At 39.9% G+C, this 22650-nt stretch carries 17 protein-coding genes; 6 read left to right on the top strand and 11 right to left on the bottom strand.

Going from position 1 to position 22650, the window contains the following annotated elements; all coding sequences use genetic code 11:
- Position 1: 1 nt before the first annotated feature.
- The 4 genes from BVH02_RS18945 to BVH02_RS18930 all read right to left on the bottom strand — a co-directional run bounded on the left by BVH02_RS18945 (position 2) and on the right by BVH02_RS18930 (position 3845).
- Positions 2-316 carry a DNA-directed RNA polymerase subunit omega gene (locus BVH02_RS18945; protein ID WP_086503043.1) on the bottom strand — a complete coding sequence of 105 codons (315 nt, stop codon included), beginning with the start codon at positions 314-316 and terminating at the stop codon, positions 2-4.
- Positions 317-336: 20 nt separating this feature from the next.
- Positions 337-1245 carry an outer membrane protein assembly factor BamD gene (locus BVH02_RS18940; protein ID WP_169712851.1) on the bottom strand — a complete coding sequence of 303 codons (909 nt, stop codon included), beginning with the start codon at positions 1243-1245 and terminating at the stop codon, positions 337-339.
- Positions 1246-1312: 67 nt separating this feature from the next.
- Positions 1313-2029, bottom strand: coding sequence for a T9SS type A sorting domain-containing protein (locus BVH02_RS18935; protein ID WP_086503042.1), 717 nt, complete (start codon positions 2027-2029; stop codon positions 1313-1315).
- 169 nt (positions 2030-2198) lie between these two features.
- On the bottom strand, positions 2199-3845 hold the full coding sequence (locus tag BVH02_RS18930; protein WP_086503041.1) for an OstA-like protein: 1647 nt from the start codon (positions 3843-3845) through the stop codon (positions 2199-2201).
- Positions 3846-3893: 48 nt separating this feature from the next.
- On the opposite strand from BVH02_RS18930, the gene tilS reads away from it, so the two are divergent.
- The 5 genes from tilS (at position 3894) to BVH02_RS18905 (ending at position 11341) form a co-directional block, all read left to right on the top strand.
- A complete protein-coding gene (gene tilS / locus BVH02_RS18925; RefSeq protein ID WP_086503040.1) occupies positions 3894-5225 on the top strand; it encodes a tRNA lysidine(34) synthetase TilS in 1332 nt (443 codons plus the stop codon).
- Positions 5218-5733, top strand: a complete 516-nt coding sequence (locus tag BVH02_RS18920) for a Crp/Fnr family transcriptional regulator (protein ID WP_086503039.1) — start codon at positions 5218-5220, stop codon at positions 5731-5733. The genes tilS and BVH02_RS18920 overlap by 8 nt, the downstream gene beginning before the upstream one ends.
- A gap of 143 nt (positions 5734-5876) precedes the next feature.
- Positions 5877-6812 carry a malate dehydrogenase gene (gene mdh / locus BVH02_RS18915; RefSeq protein ID WP_086503038.1) on the top strand — a complete coding sequence of 312 codons (936 nt, stop codon included), beginning with the start codon at positions 5877-5879 and terminating at the stop codon, positions 6810-6812.
- Between the two features lie 102 nt (positions 6813-6914).
- Positions 6915-9617: a hypothetical protein gene (locus tag BVH02_RS18910; protein WP_086503037.1), complete on the top strand. Its 2703-nt coding sequence runs from the start codon at positions 6915-6917 to the stop codon at positions 9615-9617.
- A 68-nt stretch (positions 9618-9685) separates the two neighbouring features.
- A complete protein-coding gene (locus BVH02_RS18905) occupies positions 9686-11341 on the top strand; it encodes a mechanosensitive ion channel family protein (RefSeq protein WP_086503036.1) in 1656 nt (551 codons plus the stop codon).
- Positions 11342-11435: 94 nt separating this feature from the next.
- On the opposite strand, the gene BVH02_RS18900 is transcribed toward BVH02_RS18905, so the two are convergent.
- The 4 genes from BVH02_RS18900 to BVH02_RS18885 all read right to left on the bottom strand — a co-directional run bounded on the left by BVH02_RS18900 (position 11436) and on the right by BVH02_RS18885 (position 17662).
- The gene (locus BVH02_RS18900) at positions 11436-12989 is read right to left on the bottom strand and encodes a hypothetical protein (RefSeq protein ID WP_143244253.1); all 1554 of its coding nucleotides are present in this window, start codon (positions 12987-12989) and stop codon (positions 11436-11438) included.
- Positions 12990-13053: 64 nt separating this feature from the next.
- Positions 13054-14208: a DUF4249 domain-containing protein gene (locus tag BVH02_RS18895; protein WP_086503034.1), complete on the bottom strand. Its 1155-nt coding sequence runs from the start codon at positions 14206-14208 to the stop codon at positions 13054-13056.
- Positions 14208-16943 carry a TonB-dependent receptor gene (locus tag BVH02_RS18890; protein WP_086503033.1) on the bottom strand — a complete coding sequence of 912 codons (2736 nt, stop codon included), beginning with the start codon at positions 16941-16943 and terminating at the stop codon, positions 14208-14210. Before BVH02_RS18890 ends, BVH02_RS18895 begins: the two co-directional genes overlap by 1 nt.
- A complete protein-coding gene (locus BVH02_RS18885; protein ID WP_086503032.1) occupies positions 16940-17662 on the bottom strand; it encodes a hypothetical protein in 723 nt (240 codons plus the stop codon). The genes BVH02_RS18890 and BVH02_RS18885 overlap by 4 nt, the downstream gene beginning before the upstream one ends.
- Before the next feature lie 233 nt (positions 17663-17895).
- Between BVH02_RS18885 and BVH02_RS18880 the strand changes: the two genes are divergently transcribed.
- Positions 17896-18801 (top strand): sugar phosphate isomerase/epimerase family protein, encoded by a 906-nt coding sequence (locus tag BVH02_RS18880; RefSeq protein WP_086503031.1) that lies wholly within the window; start codon positions 17896-17898, stop codon positions 18799-18801.
- A gap of 96 nt (positions 18802-18897) precedes the next feature.
- Here BVH02_RS18880 and BVH02_RS18875 read toward each other — a convergent pair whose 3' ends face one another.
- The 3 genes from BVH02_RS18875 to BVH02_RS18865 form a co-directional block, all read right to left on the bottom strand.
- The gene (locus tag BVH02_RS18875; RefSeq protein WP_086503030.1) at positions 18898-20064 is read right to left on the bottom strand and encodes a Gfo/Idh/MocA family protein; all 1167 of its coding nucleotides are present in this window, start codon (positions 20062-20064) and stop codon (positions 18898-18900) included.
- 134 nt (positions 20065-20198) lie between these two features.
- Entirely contained in the window at positions 20199-21227 is a 1029-nt protein-coding gene (locus BVH02_RS18870) for a sugar phosphate isomerase/epimerase family protein (protein WP_086503029.1), read from the bottom strand.
- Positions 21228-21344: 117 nt separating this feature from the next.
- Entirely contained in the window at positions 21345-22556 is a 1212-nt protein-coding gene (locus BVH02_RS18865) for a cupin domain-containing protein (RefSeq protein ID WP_086503028.1), read from the bottom strand.
- Between the last annotated feature and the right edge of the window lie 94 nt (positions 22557-22650).

Here is a 22650-nt window from a genome sequence, read left to right as displayed (position 1 = left end):
ATTATTCGCCTGCTGGTTCCTCTGGAAGTCTGTGATAGATTTTCCCTTCCATGAATTCCTCCAAAGCAAGCGTGCTCGGCTTTGGCATTCTTTCGTAGAACTTAGAGATTTCGATCTGCTCCTTGTTTTCAAATACTTCTTCCAAATTATCAACAGTAGAAGCAAATTCTGAAAGCTTGATATTCAACTCCTCCTTCAAGGTGTTAGAAACCTGCTTTGCACGTTGCCCTATTATATGAAGAGACTCATAGATATTTCCTGTTTTATCAGCGATTTTATCAAGATCTCTCGTAATGATGGATGGATTAATTGCCATATTCTTATTTGATTATAGTTCTATTTAATTTCAACTTTTTCCAAAGTCTGATTCTCTAATGCTTTTGCTTTTTGCTCAGCCAAACGGTCATTATACTCTTTCAGTTTAACAGAGTGGTCATTTAACTCTTCCTTTGCCTTGACCTCGATTTCTTTCACTTTACCTGTAAAAGCACTGTTTGGATATTTGCGATAAAATGTATTCGCAAATGCCAAAGCATCTTTCAATCGTTCTTCCTTTTTAAAGAAGGTGCTATTTTCTGCATATCCAGTACTTACTTCCACTAGCTTATAGGCTAGTTCTTCATTATGCTTGCTTTCTGGGTAATCCTTGCTGAAATTCTGGAAGTTAATAATACAGGCTCGGTAGTAATCTCCAGGATACAAACCGTCTTTTAGTCTGTAATACATAGATGACTCCATGTAGGCTTTCTGTTCGAATCTGCTTTGCAAATCTACTAACATTTCCATGGCACGCTCATAACTTGCTGAGGCAGGGAATTTGGTCACAAACTGCTGAATAGCACCAACAGCTTCCCGCGAACTTTGCTGATCAAGATTGGCGTCAGGAGCGTCTAAGTAAAGCGAATAAGCATTCATAAATAATGCCTCCTCCGCCAACGGACTCCTATTATAGGTTCTGAAGAAATTGCTGAAATAACCAGCAGCCTCAATATATCTCTTAGTCTTGAAGTGGCAATTGGCATAATTATAATCTGCCAGTTCAGCCTTTTCACTACCTCGGATCACAGGTAAAACCTTATCGTAGAGGATAATAGCTTTATTATATTCTCCTTCTTGATAATACTTATTTGCCCCTGCATATAATTCCTCCCAGTTTGTGCTTTTCTCAAGCTTGCTGAAAGGGCCGCAGGAACTTACGGCAAGTATAATAATCAGTAACAGAATGGATTGTACGCGCATTTTCATTTTCAAGACCGCAAATATACGGGATAATTATTTGGATTCAAATGGATGACTGCTGCATAGTCAAGTCTTACTTCTTGACAACGAGCTTCTTGGTAACAATATTTTTATTGTTCAAGAAAAGTGTATAGAAATATATCCCTGGATTGTAATCTGATACATTAATTACCAGTGCATTTCTATCCGGGTCAAGGTCATAATCTGCTATAGGATTCCCGATGAAGCTATTAATAGCTATTCGAGCTTTTACAGATTGATTTTTAATATTATAATCGAATTGAGCTATTCTCACACTAGGATTTGGATAAACGTCACTTAACATTATGTCCTTGTAGTCAAATTCATCAACTCTAATTGCTGGATCATCGACTTCATATCTTGCCTCAACGATGAAAAGGTCTCTAAGATTGTTTTCATTTACGAAAGTAAGGTCAAAGGAACCTCTTGTTGCAGCTATCCCCATACCAAATTCCAGATACAAGTCTGTCAACAATTCACCAGGCTTTAAAGTCAGTTTAATTTTTGCAAGATCTTTTTTTGGATCGTAGCACTGATCTCCAATACAGAGTTTTACCTTTTGAGAAGACCCAATATTACCGCGAAGAGATTTGAGTAGAAATATTTTAACTTGATTAGTTTCGTTTTGAAGTATGATTGTTTTACGTTGAGTTGACCCCAAGTCTCCACGAAATTCTATACCATCACTCAATACCCGTACCTGTTGTGCTTCCGTAAAAACGGGAACCAACAGCCAAAGCCATGTGAAAAATATGAGTAATAGTTTCATGTAGAGTTTTAATCGATATGCCTTCAGATGTTGTAACTGTAATCAATATACGGACAAAATTAAGCCAATGACTAGCTAATCGAAGAAAAATGCGGTTAAAATCTGTTAACCTTTTTAAAATTTTTTCAAGCATAACTCGTTACGCATATTGCTTATCTCCTAAAACAGACTATGAATTCTTTTTTTCTGGTTTCCAACCACGTTTTTCTAGTGATTTTAAGATCTCTTGCTCGGTGGGCAAAAGCAGCTCTACATCTGGCTCATTAAATAAATTTTTTGCATTTGGATCAATCTCTTCAGGTTTTCTCCAGATATAAATATCCTCAATACTAGGTTTTTCATCAAACCTCCATTTGAATCCTTCAAGCCTTGAGTTCTCCTCGTTAATTAGTTGAAAAGGAGTGAATTTACCATCGGGCTTTATTCCATAAGTCACCCGCTGAATAGCTCCATTTTTAAATCTGAGTTTGATATTAGCACTTAATGTTTTATTGATTCCCTGAGCAATAGTATCAGCTTGCAATGCAAAATAAAGTGACTCTCCATTTCCATCAATATCAATCTTGTCCATCTTTCCATTCACAAAGTAGCCAACCATCGTTCTTCCCTTCATCTGATTGAAATTTCTAATTGTATCCTGCGTGACCACAAACACTTTATCCTTCATGAACACACGATCTAACTCTTCATTTGCGATGTAAAAAACCATACTATCTGAAGTTATCTGGCTTTTTTGGTTCCACATCACTGGGTCCTTAAAAAATTGAATAGACGAATCAGAATAATTGTATACCAATGAATCAGCTAAACCAGATAAGTCAGTTTTCACCAACTTAACGGAACGAAATGCTAGCAAATATTTCATAGAATCCGCCTCCCCGTCTTGCGAAATCAGTGAGTCCGAAGCCATATACAGTGTATCTGTTTCAAAATATCTTCTGACCAAGGCATTCCCATGAACCAGACTATACTTTCGCTCCTCCCAATATTCTCCCACATCACCAAAGACCTCTACCTGCCGCTCTTTATTTAGAACACTAACATTCTCTTTTCCTTCATAGTAGGCATCTACTTCGCTGTAATAAAGTTCTTTTGCCTTTATTCGGCTAGTCTCAGACTCCACTACTCCTTCGAAAAACTTAAACTTCTTCGCCTGTGTATCATAAAAACTCCCCTGTTGAGCATCAAGGGTGTTTCCATCCTTTGAAATCAAATTCGTCAAGCCTTTTGTCTCTGCGGTTTTTGGAATGGTGAGATAAATTAAATCATTGGTTTTCATTGTGTAATCTGGATTGACCAGTACTACATCCTTTTTAAAAGTGATTTGCTCAATATTTACCTCATAGGTTCCGCGCTCACTCGTGAGCACATTTACTGAATCGACTACCTTTCCCTTATTGAAGTAATAGGCAATGTTACCTGCTCGGTCATAATCCAGATAGTTTGTAGTCAGCCTAGTTTGGTCATTGGTGAAAACCACATTATTTCTCAGCTTGGCTAGCTGAGTATTCCCATCATACTCCGCATATCTACTAGTTGTGGTCACAGGATCTACCTGATCTACAATTTTCACATTACCGAAGAGTCTCGCTTTATTTTCTTTTCTGAAAAAATGGGCAGAGTCACAATAAATCAAGGTATTCTTGTGCTCCATCTCGACCGATCCTATCAACCTTTCATAGCCCTTAAGCCCATCGCCACCTAATAGATCTGCTTTTTTAATACCCAATACGGACTTCTCCTGGGCTTGGGTTGATAAACAAACGACCCAAAAAGTCAGAATTAATAAGGGAATACGAAATATGGCTGTAGTCATAACTGCACGAATGTGGGCAAATTTAGTAGAAAATGATATTTTTGATCAATGGTTGACACTTTTATCCGGCATATTCGAAACAAATCAATATTTGATCCTTCCAAAATCTATCTGTTGGCCAGCAGTGGCGGAATGGACAGCATGTGCTTAGGCAATCTTTTGACCAAAGCGGAAATTCCTTTTGAGATAGCTCATGTTAATTTTCAGCTACGTGCAAAAGAAAGTGATGAGGACGAAGAGTTTCTTAGAAAATGGGCAAATTCATCTGGTATAACATTCCATGTTCATCACGCAGATACTTACGCCTTCGCATCACATAGAAATATCTCTACGCAAATGGCTGCCCGAGAGATTCGCTACGATTGGTTTGAAAAACTCAGAGCTGAGCGAAACTTAGCTGGCATCATACTCGCACATCATGAAGACGATCAGATTGAAACAATTTTCTTAAATTTACTACGCGGCACAGGCATAGAAGGAATTTACGGAATGGCTGAGCGTAGAGGCTGGTTGATTCGTCCATTATTGATTTTTGGTAGATACGAGATCAAGGATTACGTGCTTAAAAATCAGCTCGAATGGAGAGAGGACAGCTCTAATGAAAAAACTGATTACAAGAGAAATAAGCTCCGTCATATCGGTTTACCAGCATTATATGCTAATTCCGAAGATGCTAGATCAAATTTATTAAACAGTTTCGCTCGATTAAAGGATACTGGAAAGGCTTTCAATGCGCTTTTTGAAAACTGGGCAGCTCAAAAAATAAAAGTTTCAGAAGGAATGCAGACACTTCCTTTGACTGACATCGGAAGAACTGCAGGCGCAGCTTCATTGCTGTATTTTTGGCTTCGTCCCTATGGCTTCAACTCCGATCAGGCGCAGGACATTTTAGAAAGCTGTCAAACAGGTGAATCGGGAAAACTATTCGAAAGTACTAGCCATTTACTCAACCTTGATCGAGACCAGTTGATTTTAGCACCTTTACCAGTTGATTTTAATTCCATCCTAATTTCTGAAAGTGATATAGACTTTATTTTGACAGAGGAGAAATATGAAATCATAAAACTTGAAGGTAAAGAGGCCATTGATAAAACTCGGCAAAATGCCATGCTCGATCTCGAGCGACTGAGTTTTCCCTTAGAAATCAGAACTTGGCAGGAAGGTGACCGTTTTATTCCGCTTGGAATGAAAAACACCAAGAAAATATCCGACTTTTTGATAGATTTGAAAGTGCCTGTGGTTAAAAAACATACTGTCAAAGTATTACTTTCTGAGGGACAGGTAGCCTGGGTAATTGGCTACAGGATCGCTGACTGGGCAAAATCCACAGCAGCTACCCGGAAATTACTTTATTTAAAAAAAACGATAAATAATGCTTAATCCATTTTCTAAAACTTACACTGAAGCGGAGGAACAAATGTTCCTTTTTCTCGGGCAGATTAAATTCTTTGAGAATTTGAAAGACAAGGAAATGGTGAGATTTATCCCTGCTATGCACCACAGAAAGTATGTGAAGGATGAGGTGGTGTTTTTCAGTAAAGACCCAAGCCAAGCGCTTTACTTAGTGAAAAACGGAGATATTAGTCTAACAATCGATATTAAAGACAATTTTGAGACTATTCTACAAGTCAAAAGAGGGGAAGCTTTTGGTGAAAATTCCTTACTGGAAAATGCCAAAAGAACTTATACCGCGTTAATAGTTTCTGACGAAGCTGAATTAATCGTAATTCCTCACTCTGCAATGCAGGAGATTTTTGACAGCAACCCAAAGATCAAAGCAAAAATGATGACATCGCTCACAGAATATTATAACCAAAACAATCAGCGGCTTTTCCGCTCCTACCGAGAATCATTTGGTTTCTTCAGTCTGCGCCAAATGTTCGAATAAAGCACTTCATGCCTGCTGATTCAAGGCACAAAACCTGAATTACTTCCAAAGTATTCTGTACTCTGTTTCGAATCCTAGGCATTGTTTAATAACTTAGCGCGACTTTTTAACGCAAAATATTCATATTAAAATCTATAAATCTAATGAGCAAAGTAACCGTAGTAGGAGCTGGTAATGTAGGTGCAACCTGTGCCGATGTATTGGCTTATCGCGAAATCGCTGAGGAAATCGTATTAATTGACATCAAAGAAGGTGTAGCTGAAGGTAAAGCACTTGACATTTTCCAGAAGGCACCTATCAACCAATACGACAGCCGTACAATTGGTAGCACAAACGATTATAGCAAAACTGCTAATTCTGATGTAGTAGTAATCACTTCTGGTCTTCCTCGTAAGCCAGGAATGACTCGAGACGATCTGATCGAAACCAATGCAGGTATCGTGAAGTCTGTGACTGAGAACGTAATCAAACACTCTCCAAATGCAATCATCATTGTGGTATCTAACCCACTTGATGTCATGACTTACCAAGCGCATATCACTTCTGGTATTTCTAGAAATAAAGTAATCGGTATGGCTGGTATCTTGGATACCGCACGTTATAGAGCTTTTCTTGCCGAGGAATTAAATGTATCACCGAAAGAAATCCAGGCAATCTTAATGGGTGGCCATGGTGACACGATGGTGCCTCTTCCTCGCTATACTACAGTAGCAGGTATCCCAGTGACTGAATTGGTGGCGAAGGATAAGCTTGACGCGATCATTGAAAGAACAAAGTTTGGCGGTGGTGAGCTTGTTAAACTAATGGGTACTTCTGCTTGGTATGCTCCAGGAGCTGCAGCTGCGCAAATGGTAGAAGCAATCTTGAAAAATCAAAGAAGAGTATTCCCTGTTTGTATCAAACTAGAAGGAGAATATGGAATTGACGATTGCTACCTTGGTGTGCCAGTTATTCTTGGTAAAAATGGTGTAGAGAAAGTATTGGAACTAGACCTAAATGCTGAAGAGAAAGCACTTCTTGAGACTTCTAGAGGTCACGTGAAAGAAGTAATGGAAGTTTTGAACAACCTAGGTAAATAATTTTAGTAATTTTTAATACATCAGACCTGAGATTCTCTTGCTTTTGTGAGGGTTTCTTAGGTCTGATTATTGTAATATGCCGACTGAATCATTCGTGAGCCTGTGAAGATCTGGAAAAGCCTACTTATACTTTTTATCACCCTTCTCCTAGCTGGAGGCGGATTCTGGATCTACAAATCCTACTTTTCATCTCGCCAAGTCAATAGTTTAGAGGTAATTAGCCAAAATGCAGTTTTTGTTTTTGAAACATATGAGGGTGCAGATCAATGGAACACTCTTGTAAATGATCCTGTGTGGGAGATATTAAAAACTTTCCCCGCTTTCCAAAGATTATCTGCTCAACTCATCACTTTGGACAGTTTGAACGGCGGCTCTGGTGAAATCGCCAAATCCCTCAATGGCCAGCAAGCTACCATCAGTCTTCATTCTACTGGTATTGCAACTTTCGAGTTGCTTTTTACGGTAAATCTCAACCCATCAACAGCTACAAATTTTATAAGCGAAATTAAAGAAAGAATCCCGTCAGGATCACGATTCCAACCTAGGCTATACTCTGATACAGGTGTGATGGAATATTATGATTCGGACAATAACCGACTTTGGAGCATTTCGTTACTTGGCGATTTGGTTGTGATTTCCTCCTCCTCCTTCCTTGTTGAAGAGGCCATCCGTTTCTATGTGAACGAAGACCAACAAAGTTATTATTCCTTGATGAAGACAATTTCCTATAACTCAGAATCAGAAGGACGGATCTTGCTAAATGGCAAAGGATTGGGGAATTTACTGAAGGGAGTCGGGGGACAAAGAGAAAGTGCCACAATTGGTGGATTGGAAATAATGCCTGGAGTGGCAGCCTTGGATTTATATTTGGAAGAGAATCAAATGGTTTTTAGAGGCCCGGTGATTTATGATGAGGAAGTGGATTTCACACCATCAATTCAAGCAAACCTTGCCGCGATCGAAGCGGTCGTCTCCAATCGTACCTTAGCGCTTACGCAATTCAATTTAGCTAGCATTTACGAAACGCAGAATATCACCAATCGAGCTTTTACAGCACGAGCGACTTTCAGCGGAGATATTCAAAGAAACCTCCTAGACAGAGGATTTCTTGATAGCTTCACTGGAGAATTATATCTGCTAGACCTAGAAAATGCTGGGGGAGCAGATCAGAATTTGGCATTATTGGCACGCACTAGAGATGCCGCTCCAGCAATCCAGCTACTCAAAGAATTTCAGCAAAGTGAAAGTGATGAAGGTTCAGATTTCTATTCGGGTCATGAGATTCTCTTCCTTTCTGAGGAGGAATTTCCTGCTCATTTATTCGCTGGTAAATTCCCGGGATTTGGACAGACATTCATCACCTCAGAAAGTGATATTCTGATTTTTACAAATTCCCAACAGGCAATGAAGCTCATCTTAGATGACTTTCGCTCTGGAAGTACGTGGGACAAATCCAGAGCGCCGCTTGCCAAAAAGGATTTGAGCCCAACTTCAGGATTCAGCAGATTATATCTGACGGATCAGATTTGGGAGTCTTGGACTAAAAAAGCCAATCCATCGTGGAGCTCTTTCCTACAGAAATATGCAGAAGCATTCCAATCTTTCCCGTGGATTTCATTTAAAATCAACCAAATCCAAGGAAGAACAGAGGGCACACTTAGCTTTCCATATGATGGAAGGTCCACGCCAACTATTGAAACAACAGGTGCAATCTCTTTGCAACCGAGTAAAAGAATATCAGTAGATCAGCGATTAACCTATGGGCCTAAGTCTATCATTAATTATCAGGACAACACCGAGGATTTACTAGTACAGGATCAAAACAATGTCCTCCACCTGATCAATTCTGCAGGCCAGGAAGTTTACTCAGAGCAACTCTCCGGCCCTATCGTATCAGATGTTTTTCAAATTGATTATTACAAAAACGGAAAGCTCCAGTTGCTTGTCGCCACACAGGACAAAATCTATGGAATAGATAGATTGGGAGATCCACTTCCGACCTATCCTATCAGTATAAGCGGGGAGAAGATCAGTCACTTAAATCTAATTGACTACAGCAACAATAAAGATTATCGGTATTTCATCAGTACAGAAGAAGGTGATTTATACCTACTTGATAAAACTGGAGAAAAACTGGAAGGCTGGGATCCAAATAGACTAGGTTCCAAAACTATCGGCTCTCCGGCACACTACCGTGTCCCTGGTATGGGAGATTACATGGTCGCTTTGACAGAAAACGGAAACCTTCAACTTTTCAATAGAAGAGGAGAAAACCAATCTGGATCTGCCATCAAACTTGGCGAATCATTTAAATCTGGCTTGATCGCTTGGAGAGATCCCAAATCAAGATCCACGCAGCTCGTCGGAATTACAAAAAACGGGGAAGTAATTCACACCAATTTCAATGGAGAAATAGGATACCGAAATCAACTGATCAAAAATGATCGTGATAGTGAATTCTTGCTTGTTCCAGATCAAAAGCATAATGATTTTGTCTTTATCTCACGTCAATATAACGAAGTGAGCGTACTTGACAGGAACGAAAAACCACTTTTTACAACACGGGTTTCCGCAGAAAACTTGGTGTATCAATTCTTTGATTTTGGCTCAGAAAGGCAACTATTTGCCATCACAGACCTCACTCAAGAATTTTGCTACCTCTTTGACCTCAAAGGAAACCTTCAGACTACTATGCCATTAGAAAGCACCGGCCCTATTCAGATCACTTATCAGTCATCCTTAGGGCAATACTTGATCAGAACAATAAGTGGATCCACCCTCACGGAATTCCAGTTGGCAGATTAGGCATATCTAGATTCTCTTGGGCAACGCCACTTGTTTGGCTAACTTGCGAAAAATCACCAGAACATCTAATGCTTAAAAAGTACCTTTTACTAGTATCCTTATTTATTTGGATTGGCAACACTACTTTTGCACAACTGGTTTCTGACAATCTTGAAACTTTTCAGGTAGGAAATTCAGTCAACCTTAGCTCTCCCTATCATACCACACTTTCATTTTTCTATCACCTAGAGGAGGGAAATTATCAGCCAGAAAAAGCCGCCAAGGCTCTTGATCTTTCTAATTTTAAGGATGGAAATGGTGAGAGTCTAGCTGTAAAACTGAAGCAGATTTTTGAGGGAAAGGGTATGTTAATACGTACAAACGAAATCCCAAACGAACAAAACTATTTTGATAGCACTTCCGCTTCAAATGAAAACATCTATTATTTCGACAAAAAAATTCTCCCAGGAATTTTCCTCCAGAAGACCGGTGACACATGGAAATATTCTGCATTCAGTGTAAGCCAGATAGACGAGCTTCATTCAGAAACTTACCCTTATGGTACAGCAAAACTGCTCAACATATTACCAAAAATTGGAAATGAGGAATATTTAGGACTTCACCTTTGGCAACTTATTGGTTTATTTACCCTTCTTTTACTAGTCTTCCTCTCGCATTGGTTTTTCACACTGGTAGTAGATAGGTTGATACTTTATCTCTTCCAGCGGTTTGGTTACGGGAAAATAGGAGAAAATTATATTCTGCCCGTCGCCCGTGTGATTAGCATCTACCTCATCGTCGTACTGCTATCCCTATTCATCCGAGTACTACAACTTCCGATTGAGATTTGGTCATGGATTTTGATCGTGATACGAACGCTAAAACCATTCCTAATCACTATTATTTTCTACAAATTGGCAGATGTGGTTGCAGCTTATTTCACCAAGTTAGCTACAAAAACCGAATCCACACTTGACGATCAGTTAGTGCCATTGATGCGCAAAACGCTCAAGGCTTTTGTCATCATAGTGGGAACTTTGTTTATTCTCAAAGATGGCCTGAACCTAGATATCATCCCCTTCTTGACAGGACTTTCCATAGGTGGTGTAGCAATAGCTTTGGCTGCTCAGGATACGATCAAAAACTTCTTCGGATCAGTGATGATTTTCATAGATAAGCCTTTCCAAGTGGGCGATTGGATCACATCTGGGGAAATCGACGGTACTGTGGAAGAAGTTGGATTTAGATCCACCCGTATCCGAACCTTCAGAAATTCGCTGATGTATGTGCCTAATGGGAAAATCGCCGATTCTATCCTGGATAATCATGGACTTCGTCAATACAGACGGTTCTATACTACGCTGACCATTACCTATGACACACCTCCTGAGTTGATTGATGAGTTTGTGAAAGGACTTCGTGAAATCGTCCTCGCTCATCCACACACAAGAAAGGATATGTTTCATATCTATTTCAATCAGCTTTCTTCGTTCAGTCAAGACATCATGTTTTACATTTTCTTTGAAGTACCCTCATGGGGAGAGGAACTTCAGTGCAGACATGAGATATTGGTGCAAATCGTGAAACTTGCCAATTCTATTGGAGTACGCTTCGCATTCCCTACACAGACGATACACATGGAATCTTTTCCAGAGAAAAAAACACTGGTTCCTGAATACACAGGAGGTTATGAAGCTAAAGTGAATGACTTCGTGAACCGTGAGTTAAAGCGTAAAAACGATTAGTTCGTCAACTCAATTCGGATAAAAAATCTTAGGATGAAAGCTCAGAATTGCAGATTCGGAACAGCAAGTGTTCTAAACATCATTTGAGAAGACTTTATTTGACTTGAAAATTCCTCAGGTATTCCTTCGATTCTCCTTGTGCTGTCTTAGTTTTAACAGTAACCTGAAAGTTACCTTTCGTCTCTGGAATGTTGATTTCAATAGAATTACTTATCGGAGCAGTCTCAGGAATTGCTGACCAGAATAGCACAGTTCTCCAATCCATAATATTCTTGTCTTGTGTAGGAGCATCAAATAGCGATCCTGCTGAAACCACTTTAGGTTGAATTCCCTCGTAGTCTAAGTAAATACCATTAGAAGGTATAGGAAATCCTCCGAAGTCATTCTTGTAAGAGCTGAAGCTCATCACACCGGGGAATTTTTCCTCGTTGAGGAAAAAAGTACGGGTCAATACGTCTAAAGACTTAAATTCTTTCGGGTCAAAAGATGCTAGTAAATCCGAATCGAAAATTGGCAATGCATCAATGAGCATGAGTGGATTGGAATCAAAACTAGTACCCAGAACCTCATCCAAGGATCTAAACTCCTTCTTCTTCTTGATTGTCTTTGCAGAAATCTCCTGAATGTATTCTTTGACCACAATCTCGACAGTTTCGAATCTAGTGTAGTCATCCAATAAATAAGTTCTATCTTCTACAAACCCCGTCACAACTGGAAATAAGGTAGCCTCAAATTCATTTACAAAATAACCTTCAACTTGCCCTCCTTTCAATAACTCATTAAGATATTCCTGATCTTCAGGACTTATTACGAGTTCTGGAAAAGTGAAATTGGATTTGTAATGAGTTACGGGTGCGGGGGAGATAATTCCAAAATCTAAAAGGCTACCATTTCCATCAGCTTGAGCAACTAAATATTTCCAGTTTTTCATTCCTCCAGTATCAAAGAATAAGGTCCCTTCGGCGTCTGGTCGATCAGTAAAGAGTGCAGACTTTTCACCGTGTAGTGACAAGTAATACAACTGTGTCGTATCCACCGCTGCATCCTCAAGTTTAGCTTCGATGACATGCCCGAAAAGTTCAGGAATTAAGCTATGTTTTTCTATAGATTCATAAACTCTGGCAGAGGAAATCTTTCCCAGATCTGTCAAAAATGGATTCACTGATGACACACTTACTTCAGTAATTTCTACGTCTTTAGGAAGCGTTATTACCAAGGTGGATCCCGCGGAATTCACATCCTGAGACAGGGTAATTCCATTTGGCTCTTGAGATAGGGGAACACTTGTTCGCTTAGCGACAACCGTCGGAGGAACAGTTCTATTAAACACCGTGATGAACTGCTGCACCAAACCTTCCTCCAAATTTTGATATGGACTCACCCTAGAAAATACCCGCAGGAGATAATTATCTGAGGGAAGATTAAGGGGAAGCTGTAAAAAGTTAAAGCTTCTACCCTCTTCTAAGGACATCTTTGCAATAGCAACTGACTCATTATACCTATTGACTAGTTCGGCATAAATAATCTTTGACTCAGCAGGAAAATCTCCCTGAGTAGCCTGACTCGCTATCCAAACTCGCTCACCCCCAAAAAATATAGTTTTGGGAATTGAGAAATTGACGGTCTCATAGCTAACATTTTGAGCCATCGCACCCTTTGCTAGAACAAGGAGTAAGCAAAGAAAAACGGGAAATTTAATGGTATAGCTCATATCAATCCTCCCAGAAATCTGGTTTCACATTCACTCCTCTTAGCGTACAATCCGTACAACGTCTAACTGCCCCTTGGAAACCTATTGGATCATATGCCCCTTCAGGAATTACCGCAACCACTGGCACAAAGGTACCTGTAGTGAAGGCGAGTGGATAGTTGATTTTCATAATGGTATCGGGTTCTACAAAACAATTGAAATAATCTGGTTCTACTGCTCTCCATGGAATTACTTCCTGAGCGTCTACAAACAATCGCTTTTGCTGAACAGTCCCTAAACTCACAAAACCAACTACCGGAACGTTGGGATCTTGATCATTCTTAATATTCCCACCGATAGTCGATGGTAATGGACTGAAAATTGAGCCGAGATCATTCGTGTTTTTTCGAAGAATCTCCCAGAACTCAGATGCTTTCTTATCTAGCGCTTTTTGTGAAATCAAAATACTGTAACGAACAGAAAGTCTCTCGTCATCCTGCAAGATCTGAGTTATCGACTGTCTAAACACAAATTGACCCTCAAATCTTGAAGAGGTTTCTAATATCAGAGCCGAGCTGACATCTCCTCGATAGCATAAATTAGTTCTATCGTCTAGAGCTCGAATGATTACATCCTTAGAAGCTGAATCATATTTGTAAGGAGTAGAAATTTTTGGTCGGAAAGCATACGTTTCCTCATAGGTCCAAAGGAAATCATCGGCATTCTCGTCACCCTTGGTAGTAAGATATATCTCTGCTCCTTTCTCATTTTTCACCACTCCCACATCGATAATCTCTGGAGTAATAATAGGCTTGATGAGCTCGGAGGTATAGCTTAGCCCATCATTGGTGAAAATATGAAGTCTGTAATTCTCCTGTTCGGGAATATCATATGCAAATTCAAACTGACCAAAACCTAAAGAAGTTAATGGGTATTCTGCTCCTGATTCTGATCTCAGTGAAACTGCAGCACCTGGATAATTAAGAGAATTAGACCCATCTGTCTGGATATTCCTAGTATAACTAAGCTTCAATATGCTTGGCAACCCTTCCGTATCTAAATATCCTTCTACTACCAAAACAGATAAATCTGTAGGATCAATATCCGGATTGAATGGTTCTCTACACCCAGTGATGAATAGAATGCAGAACAATATAACTGGAACTAGTCTATTCATCAGAAACGGAAATTGTATGTAATAAATGGGATTGGCTGAGCAAATATCGACAATTGATAACCACGCAGCTGTCCTTCTACTGGAGTGTAATACACCGAATATGGATTGCTTCTGCCAAGAAGATTGTACACTCCAAGTGACCAGGAGGAATGTGCCAGCTTCTTGATTTTGTGACTTCCTTCTATGTTGACCGAAAAGTCTACTCTGAAGTAATCAGGGATTCTATATGCATTACGATCAGAGAAGTATACTCGCTCCGAGCCAGCATAGTCAAACTTAGAGATAGGTAAAGTAATTGGCCGACCGGTACTGTAATTTACTCCCAGGGAAGTATTTACCCGTTTACTCAACTCATAATTGGCAGTCAGTACCAAGTGATGAGGTTGATCAAAATTGCTGGAATAATATGCTCCGTTATTTATCTTCTCTATGCTTGGCTCATCAGAGGTTTTCATCAATGAGCGAGAATAAGTGTAGGCAATGGAGCCTTTAAGCGACCCTGTACTTTTCTTCAGTAATAATTCTAGACCATATGCCTTACCATCTGAATTCAATACGTCTTGTTCTATACTTTCATTGAGGATAATATTGGCTCCAGATCTATAGTCTAGCAGATTAGCCATGTATCGATAGTAAACCTCCGTAGAAAATTCCAGCTTGTTTTTAGCAAGATTACGGTAATACCCCACAGAAGCTTGACCTCCTGTCTGTGGTTTGATGTAAGCATCACTCAATTTCCAAGAATCTGTAGGGGAAATGGAGGAAGTATTTGACAATAAGTGAATGTTCTGTCTCATGGTATTGAAACCAGCTTTCACAGAAGATCTATTATCCAAGGTATATCTAGCCGAAATTCGGACCTCCGGCCCTTGATAGGTCTGTACAGTTTTGCCCATATCGTAAGTCTCCTCTCCTATCAAATTACTTTCAGTGATAGGAGCTCCAGGCACATATAAATTCACCGTTGCAGGCCCTAGCAACTGATAAAGCATATATCTTCCTCCGTAGCTTAGGGAAAGCTTTTCAGAAACGACAAATTCATCTCCAAAATAAATTGAAAACTCGCGGGCATTCTCCTGATCTAATACCTTATCTATGACGATAGATTCAGAACCATATGGCTGGTTTCTTCCCGGATTCAAAGTGTATTTAATTCCATGAATACCAAAGTTCATGATATGCTTCTCATTCTTTCTGTATTCAAAATCCGCCTTCGCAAAAATCTGTTGAACATCGAAGCCAAACGCGAAAGAATTTAGGGGATTATCCTGTCCCACTATACCAAATTCATAATTATCACTTCCCACAGTAAATCTTCCTTCCAACTCATCGTTGAAAAAGTGCTTCCAACCCAGTGCTACATTTATATTTTGGTAGGAATAGGTGGTATCAGGATCAAATTGAAAATCATCCTGACTCAGATAAGCTGTTAATTCCAGTGAGTTCTTTTCATTGAAAGTATGCTGAATATTCGCATTGATGTCATAGAAAGTGACTTTACTATCATTCAGGTCTGCTTCTTCGTCCAGGAGATTCAATGCCCAATCAGAATAGGTCGTTCTTCCTCCTACTATAAAATTTGTTTTGTCCCCTATTGGTCCGTCCAAACTTAGCCTGCTTGTCAGAATCCCTATCCCTCCGGATCCACCTATTTTGTCGGATCTACCAAACTTCGGATCTACTTGCAACACCGAGGAAAGCCTACCTCCATAATTCACTGGTATTGACCCTTTGTAAAGCTCCACGCCGTTTACAATATCTGCATTGAATGCGGAAAAAAAGCCGAAAGCATGAGTTGGGTTGAAAATTGTAGAGTTGCCGTACAAGATCAAATTTTGATCAGCCGCACCACCACGGACATTAAATCCAGATGAGGCTTCTCCTACGGTATTCACCCCAGGCATAGTCAATATACCCTTGAGTACATCTACCTCACCCATCACGGCTGGTAGTCTTTTCACCTCTGCTATGGTGATAGACTGCACGCCCATGTCAAGTTTGTTGACATTAGAAAGCGCTCCTGAGCTGACCACTACTTCATCAAGCGAAAGTATCGTCTCTTCGATACTCATATTTAATACACCATCTCCTTTCAAGTCAATCTGACGCTGCTCTTGAAAACCTCCTATGTTTTGCACCCAAATTGTATGTCTGCCTTTGGGAAGAGTCAACTGATATCTTCCGTTTTGATCTGTCGCTATCTGTTTATATTCAACTTTTTCTAAAACTATAGCTCCGCTCATCGCTTTGCCAGATTCAATGCTCGACACTATGCCACTCAAAATAGCCGTCTTAGATTGAGGATTTGTAGCGGATGTCCCGATTACAAAGCGTTTATTCTTATCAAAAGCACTTAGAGAATCTCCAGCTTTTGCCAGATTATCCTGTCTTTCCTGAACCAAGAAATAATCTTTGGGAAATTCGATTTGTATTCTTCGTCCTTTGCTCACCCAAATCCTATTAGAAGAATCTATGGAGTAAGTCAAGCCAGTCTCTGCAAAGATTTGATTCAATATCATCCTGATATCCGAATCCTTTGCCTGCAGATTGACTTGGACATTTTCTATATCACTTTTTTTGAAGTGGAATTTATACTCAGATTCAGATTCAATTCTCTGCGTAAATCTTTCAAAAGTCATCCCCAAATATGTCCCAGACAACTTGGTGGGGCTTGTTTGAGCTTTCAATTCTGCGAAAAAACAAACTGCCAAAATTAGTAGTAGTATTTTTCTCATTTGACAAAACCATTGAAGGTATCAGACTGACTTTCTCTTAGTACAGCCAATTCTTGGATATATCTTTCCTTTTCTGTCGAAAAATAAATAGACTTTCCTTTAAAATACTTTTTCACGTCTTTCTTCCTTAAACCCAAACTCTCTATAGCCTGCTTCTTCTTTCGTATTAACACGAATTTATCGTCGTACCAGTAGAAATAATCATCCTTTTCTAAAAATGCATGTGTGTATTTGCCCACTGTCTTGGTTGGATCTATATACTTGTAATACTTGATCAAGACTTTAATTTCCCCATCATTTAATACACGGTAGAACCCATTTTTATTGAGATTGTAGGATTCATTTCCAGCCAATTTTCTAAATACACTTCCATCCTTTAATTGAAATTCTTCAATTTTCTCAGGCTTAATCAGAATTTTTTGATTGTGTATAGGATGGAATGTGATCACTACATCTGCATTCACATCATAGAGTAATGGCACATCGGTATAGCTGATTTTATTGATAGACAATGTGCCTTCACCAAATTTCCTGTCTAAGTGATACGGGCTCCCTTCATAGTTCAAAGGTGGCTCGCGATATTGCCCTCCTGTAATGAGTTCTTGGAAGTAAGGTAACTGATCCTTATATAAGGACAAATAAGTCTGTGTCTGTGCAAATGAGCTGGCAGTCCAAATAAAAAACAGAATAAAAGGTGTGAAAAAGTTTATTTTTAGCATATGTTCGATACTATAGTAGACTAGATTAATCTCTCTTTTTTACGGAATAATCTAAACGGCAAATATAGAATCTGAATGGACTACACCTATTAAATTTTTAATAAACGTAAGAGGAGATCGAGCATCACTCAATCGTCAAATAGAGGGACGGGTATATTCCATGCGTGATTCCTCCCCATAACTCCCGATAATTATCGGGACAGGATGGCCTATTAATAACAAAATATAAACACATGAAAAGAAGAAACCTACTCAAATCAATTGCACTTGGAGCTACTGCTATTCCTCTAGTACCTGTCTTTGCTTCAACGACGAAAAAAAAGGAAGCAACAATACAATTCTCTTTGAATACCAGTACGCTTCGTGGTCAAAAACTTGACCTTCCACAAATCATAGAAATTGCGGCCAAAGCTGGATACGATGGTATAGAACTTTGGATCTCAGAGTTAGATGCTTATTTAAAAACTGGGAAATCTTTAGCATCGCTAAAAAAGCTATTTGTCGATGCTAAAATTATTCCTGTGAATGCAATTGGCTTTGCACCATGGATGGCGCAGGAGGTGGAAAAAAGTAAGGCAGGATTTGAGCAAATGGAAAAAGAAATGGCGATGCTCGCGGCTATTGGATGCAAGAGAATAGCTGCTCCTGCAATTGGAGCCACAGCCCCAATAGATTTATTGGCTGCTGGCGAGCAATATGCTAGTTTATTAGACTTAGGAAGAAAAACTGGTGTAATGCCTCAATTGGAATTCTGGGGAGCTTACGACCCATTCCATCAGCTTGGACAGGCGCTGGCTACAGCAGCTGCAGCCAATGATCCTGATGCTCGAATTCTTCCAGACGTCTATCACTTGTTCCGAGGAGGATCTGGGTTCGAAGGCTTAAAACTAGTGAATGGAAATGCTATTGAAGTCTTTCACATGAATGATTTCACTTCCAAGCCTAGGTTAGAGCAGAAAGACAGCGACAGAGTTTATCCTGGAGATGGAATTGGGCCAATGAAGGAAATCGCAGCAACGCTGAAAGCTATGGGAGGGAATAAAATCCTGTCTCTTGAAGTCTTCAATGAAACCTATTGGGCGCAAGACGCGCAGCTAGTTGCTAATACAGGATTGAAAAAAATGAAGCAGTTCTTTTAATAGATTTAACTATACCTATCAAACCAAAAAGCAGGAAAGAGATCCCTTTCCTGCTTTTTCTATTTTTTAGACTTTCTGATTTTATAGTTCAGCCTTTCAAACTTTCTCTATCCAATCCACTCCAGTATCCTTCCAAGCTCTCTCATTTGCCGAGTCGATTACAGCTTCGCAAACTTTCTGCGTCTCAAATGCATCACGGAACGTAGGATGACAAGATTCACCAGTTTCTAAGCTTTTAAAGAAATCAGCCACCTGATGTACAAATGAGTGCTCATAACCGATAGAAGTACCTGGAATCCACCATCTATCCATGTAAGGATGGTCTCCGTCAGTCACGTGTATGGATCTCCAACCACGAACTTGGCTTTCATCTGCATGATCGAAATACTCCAAACGAGTCAAATCATGTAAGTCCCAACGAATGGAAGCATGCTCTCCGTTGATCTCGAACGTATAAAGTGCCTTGTGCCCTCTAGCATAGCGAGTTGCTTCAAATAAGCCTAAAGAACCGTTTTCAAAATGACAATGGAATAGACAAGCGTCATCGATAGTTACTTTTTTCTTCTCACCTGTACTCTGATGTACTCGCTCTTTAATGAAAGTCTCAGTCATGGCAGAGACATCTTTGATGCCGCCATTCAGCCACATCGCGGTATCTATGCAATGAGCCAGCAAATCGCCAGTCACACCGGAACCTGCAGCGTCAGCATCCAATCTCCATAATGCATCTCCACCTTGAGGCAAATCTGGACTGATCGTCCAATCCTGAAGGAAATTTGCTCGGTAATGGAAAATCTTGCCCAATTTGCCTGAGGCAACAATTTGTTTCGCCAATGTCACAGCCGGTATTCTTCTGTAGTTATACCAAACGGTGTTTTTCACTCCAGCTTTTTCCACTGCTTCCACCATTCCTTGTGCTTCTTTGATAGATCTAGCCAATGGCTTCTCACAAAGAATCATTTTGCCCGCAGCAGCTGCAGCAATTGAGATCTCAGCGTGTGTATCATTTGGAGTACAAATATCCACTGCATCGATATCATCCCGTTTCAGCAATTCTCTCCAGTCTGTTTCTACAGACTTATAGCCCCACTGATCAGCGAATGCCTGAGCTTTATCTGCTCTTCTGGAGCAGCAAGCCTGCAAAACTGGAACGTACTCATACTCTGGAAAAAAATCCGGTACTCTCTTGTATCCATTGGTATGTATTCGGCCCATCAGACCAGTTCCGATCAGACCTATTCTTATATGTTTCTTTTCTTTCATTATCTGAGTTATTTATTGTTCTAATTCACTTCGGAATTCTTGATTCTACATTCGATATTCATCATTAAATCGTAGTAAATGACTTAAGTTAAAATTTCGAATGATGAATGCTGAATGTTAAATAAAGAAATTTTTTAAGCCTTCCATCCATGAGCATTTCTCACTTTCACCAAGGCTGCAAGGATATCATTCCAGGTTTGTTGGTTATTCATTACATCATTCGGGAACATACATCCATCCCAGCAGATATGCTTGAAAGCTTTGGTCAACTCACCCTTTTCATCACGTAGCCAGTAGCCAGCATCATGCGCAATATCCAAAACTCCATTTGGATCAGTTGCTTGGCAATGTCTTCCTGTCTTATCGTGAGAGCCTTGACCGAATACTGATCCGTCATTTTGTGCTACGTGGAAATCAATAGTCCAAGGTCTCAGTGCGTCAGTTACTGTTTTCAACGCAGCTTTAACAGCCTCACGGTCGTTGAGATCGGCATCCTTTGGTAGGATTCTATGCTCAGGAGCATTGTATCCCATGGTATAAAGGAAGGTATGTGACATGTCTGCCTGAAAACCAATATTTGGTCTATTTACCATTTCTAGTAGCTCCACCATATGCTTCCAGCTATGCATCGCACCCCAGCAAATTTCGCCTTCTGTAGCAAGCTTTTCTCCATAACCAGCTGCCACATCACATGCCTCACGGAATGTTTCTGCAATGATTTTAGTATTACCCGCAGGATCTTTTGCCCAATCTTCCACGCCTGCAGCAGAATCTATTCTGATCACACCGTAAGGTCGAACACCAAGATCTCTGAGCTTCTTACCAAATTCACAGGCCTTGCGAACCATGTCCACAAAAGTCTTGCGTTGATCTGCTGTTCCCATCGCTGAGCCAGCCCAAATTGGGGCTACCAGTGATCCTGCAACTAGCTTATTTTTTTGAAGTTTTTCTGCTAAAATTTTAGTCTCATCAGAATCATCTAACTTAAAGTGAGGATCAAGTAGTCCTAAATCCAATCCGTCAAATTTAACTCCATCAACTTCAGCTGCTGCCGTCATCTCCAAGAGTGTATCGAAAGGAATTACAGGTTCAGAATCAGCTCCTTTGCCCACGATTCCTGGCCAGGTAGCATTATGTAGTTTTGGGAAATTATTTTGACTCATGTTTTTGGGGTTATTGGTTGTTGGATGTTAGTTTTTGGTTATTAGTTGTTGGTCGATTTCACATTTGATGGTTACTACTAGTAAGGATGTCGTAAATCAAAAATCGTAAATCTGAATTCATTCCACCACTTTCAAATCCGGATTATCAGGTCCGAAATGCTTCAACATTACGATAGGATCAGTTTTGGAATTGTTAGTGATTTTCACACCAGCTTGCGCAGCTTTTTCAGAAACAAAATACTCATCATGCGTCAACTGGCCAAAACGAATAAGCGCTGGACTTTCGATATCCCAGTTGTTCATTTTACCATATCCCTGCATCATGATCATTCCATAAGCCGCAGCATCTGTGATCGTCACCGTCTGGCCTGGGAAAATAGTCAACTCTTTTGCACTATAATCATGAGAACGGTAGCAAATCCACTTGTCATCATATCCTTTTGCATTCATCTCCGCTCTATCTTCCACTGGAATTGGCTCCATGTAATGATTATCCACGATGTTTGGATTGACGTTCAAGTCCCAATCAATCATTTCTACCAACAGATCGAAGTCTCCTACCCTATCTTTTGGCGTAGCATTCCAAAGTAACTCATCTGGAATAATTGCCTCATTCACCAAGGATTGATACATCGCAAAAATATCAGATGCTTTCTGTGGCTCATAAGTACACAAGGAACCTGGAGCGTGAAGCATTCCTGGAGGAACATTCCAGCCAGTGCCTGGCTGTAATCTGAAAGCCTGAGAATAGTTGGTGATCTTATTATCGCCTTTATTGAAATTCTTCAGACACTCTAAAATAGTTTCTTTTGAAGTTCCTGGAGCGATTCCAAAAAAGGTATATGGAAAATCCCCACCATGATTATTTACTTGAGGTGGAAAATAATAAGCTTCCGGCTTACCATTTTGACCAGTTAGTTTTCCAAACTCATCACTTGGGTGAATGTGATGTGGAAGTGGCCCCATGTTGTCAAAAAACTTGGAGTACATAGGCCAGGACTTGTATTTATCCCAAAGACGGCTACCGATGATTTCAGCTCCTAATTCATCAATGGCATCTTTCAATAGGAAAAGTTCCGTGTTTTCACCATCCTCTAAAGCGATGTGGCTTAATCCTTCATTTTTGCTTGTTAGCGGGCCATTTTCCGCAGGAGTCGTAGAAGAAAACCAACGTTCGTCGATCCCTCCACGCTCGCCACCTAGGCAATAATAATCGTCTGGATGAAGCTTGATTCTTCTACCTGGTACGCAAAACGACCGAGGCACCCAGGTTGGTGTTAATCTTAGTATTCCTTCTCCTTGTTCGAGAGCTTTTTTTGCTAAACTCATGGGTTTATTAATTTGAGATTTGAGATTTCTTGTTTATGATTATGTTAAAACTTCGACATTCAGCATTCGATGTTCGACATTTTAAATTTTATAT

The organism is Algoriphagus ratkowskyi, from assembly GCF_002150505.1.
In the GTDB taxonomy this organism is placed as follows: Bacteria; Bacteroidota; Bacteroidia; order Cytophagales; family Cyclobacteriaceae; genus Algoriphagus; species Algoriphagus ratkowskyi.
The sequence above is the reverse complement of the archived record's forward strand: the minus strand, read 5'-3'. Positions and strand labels throughout refer to the sequence as shown.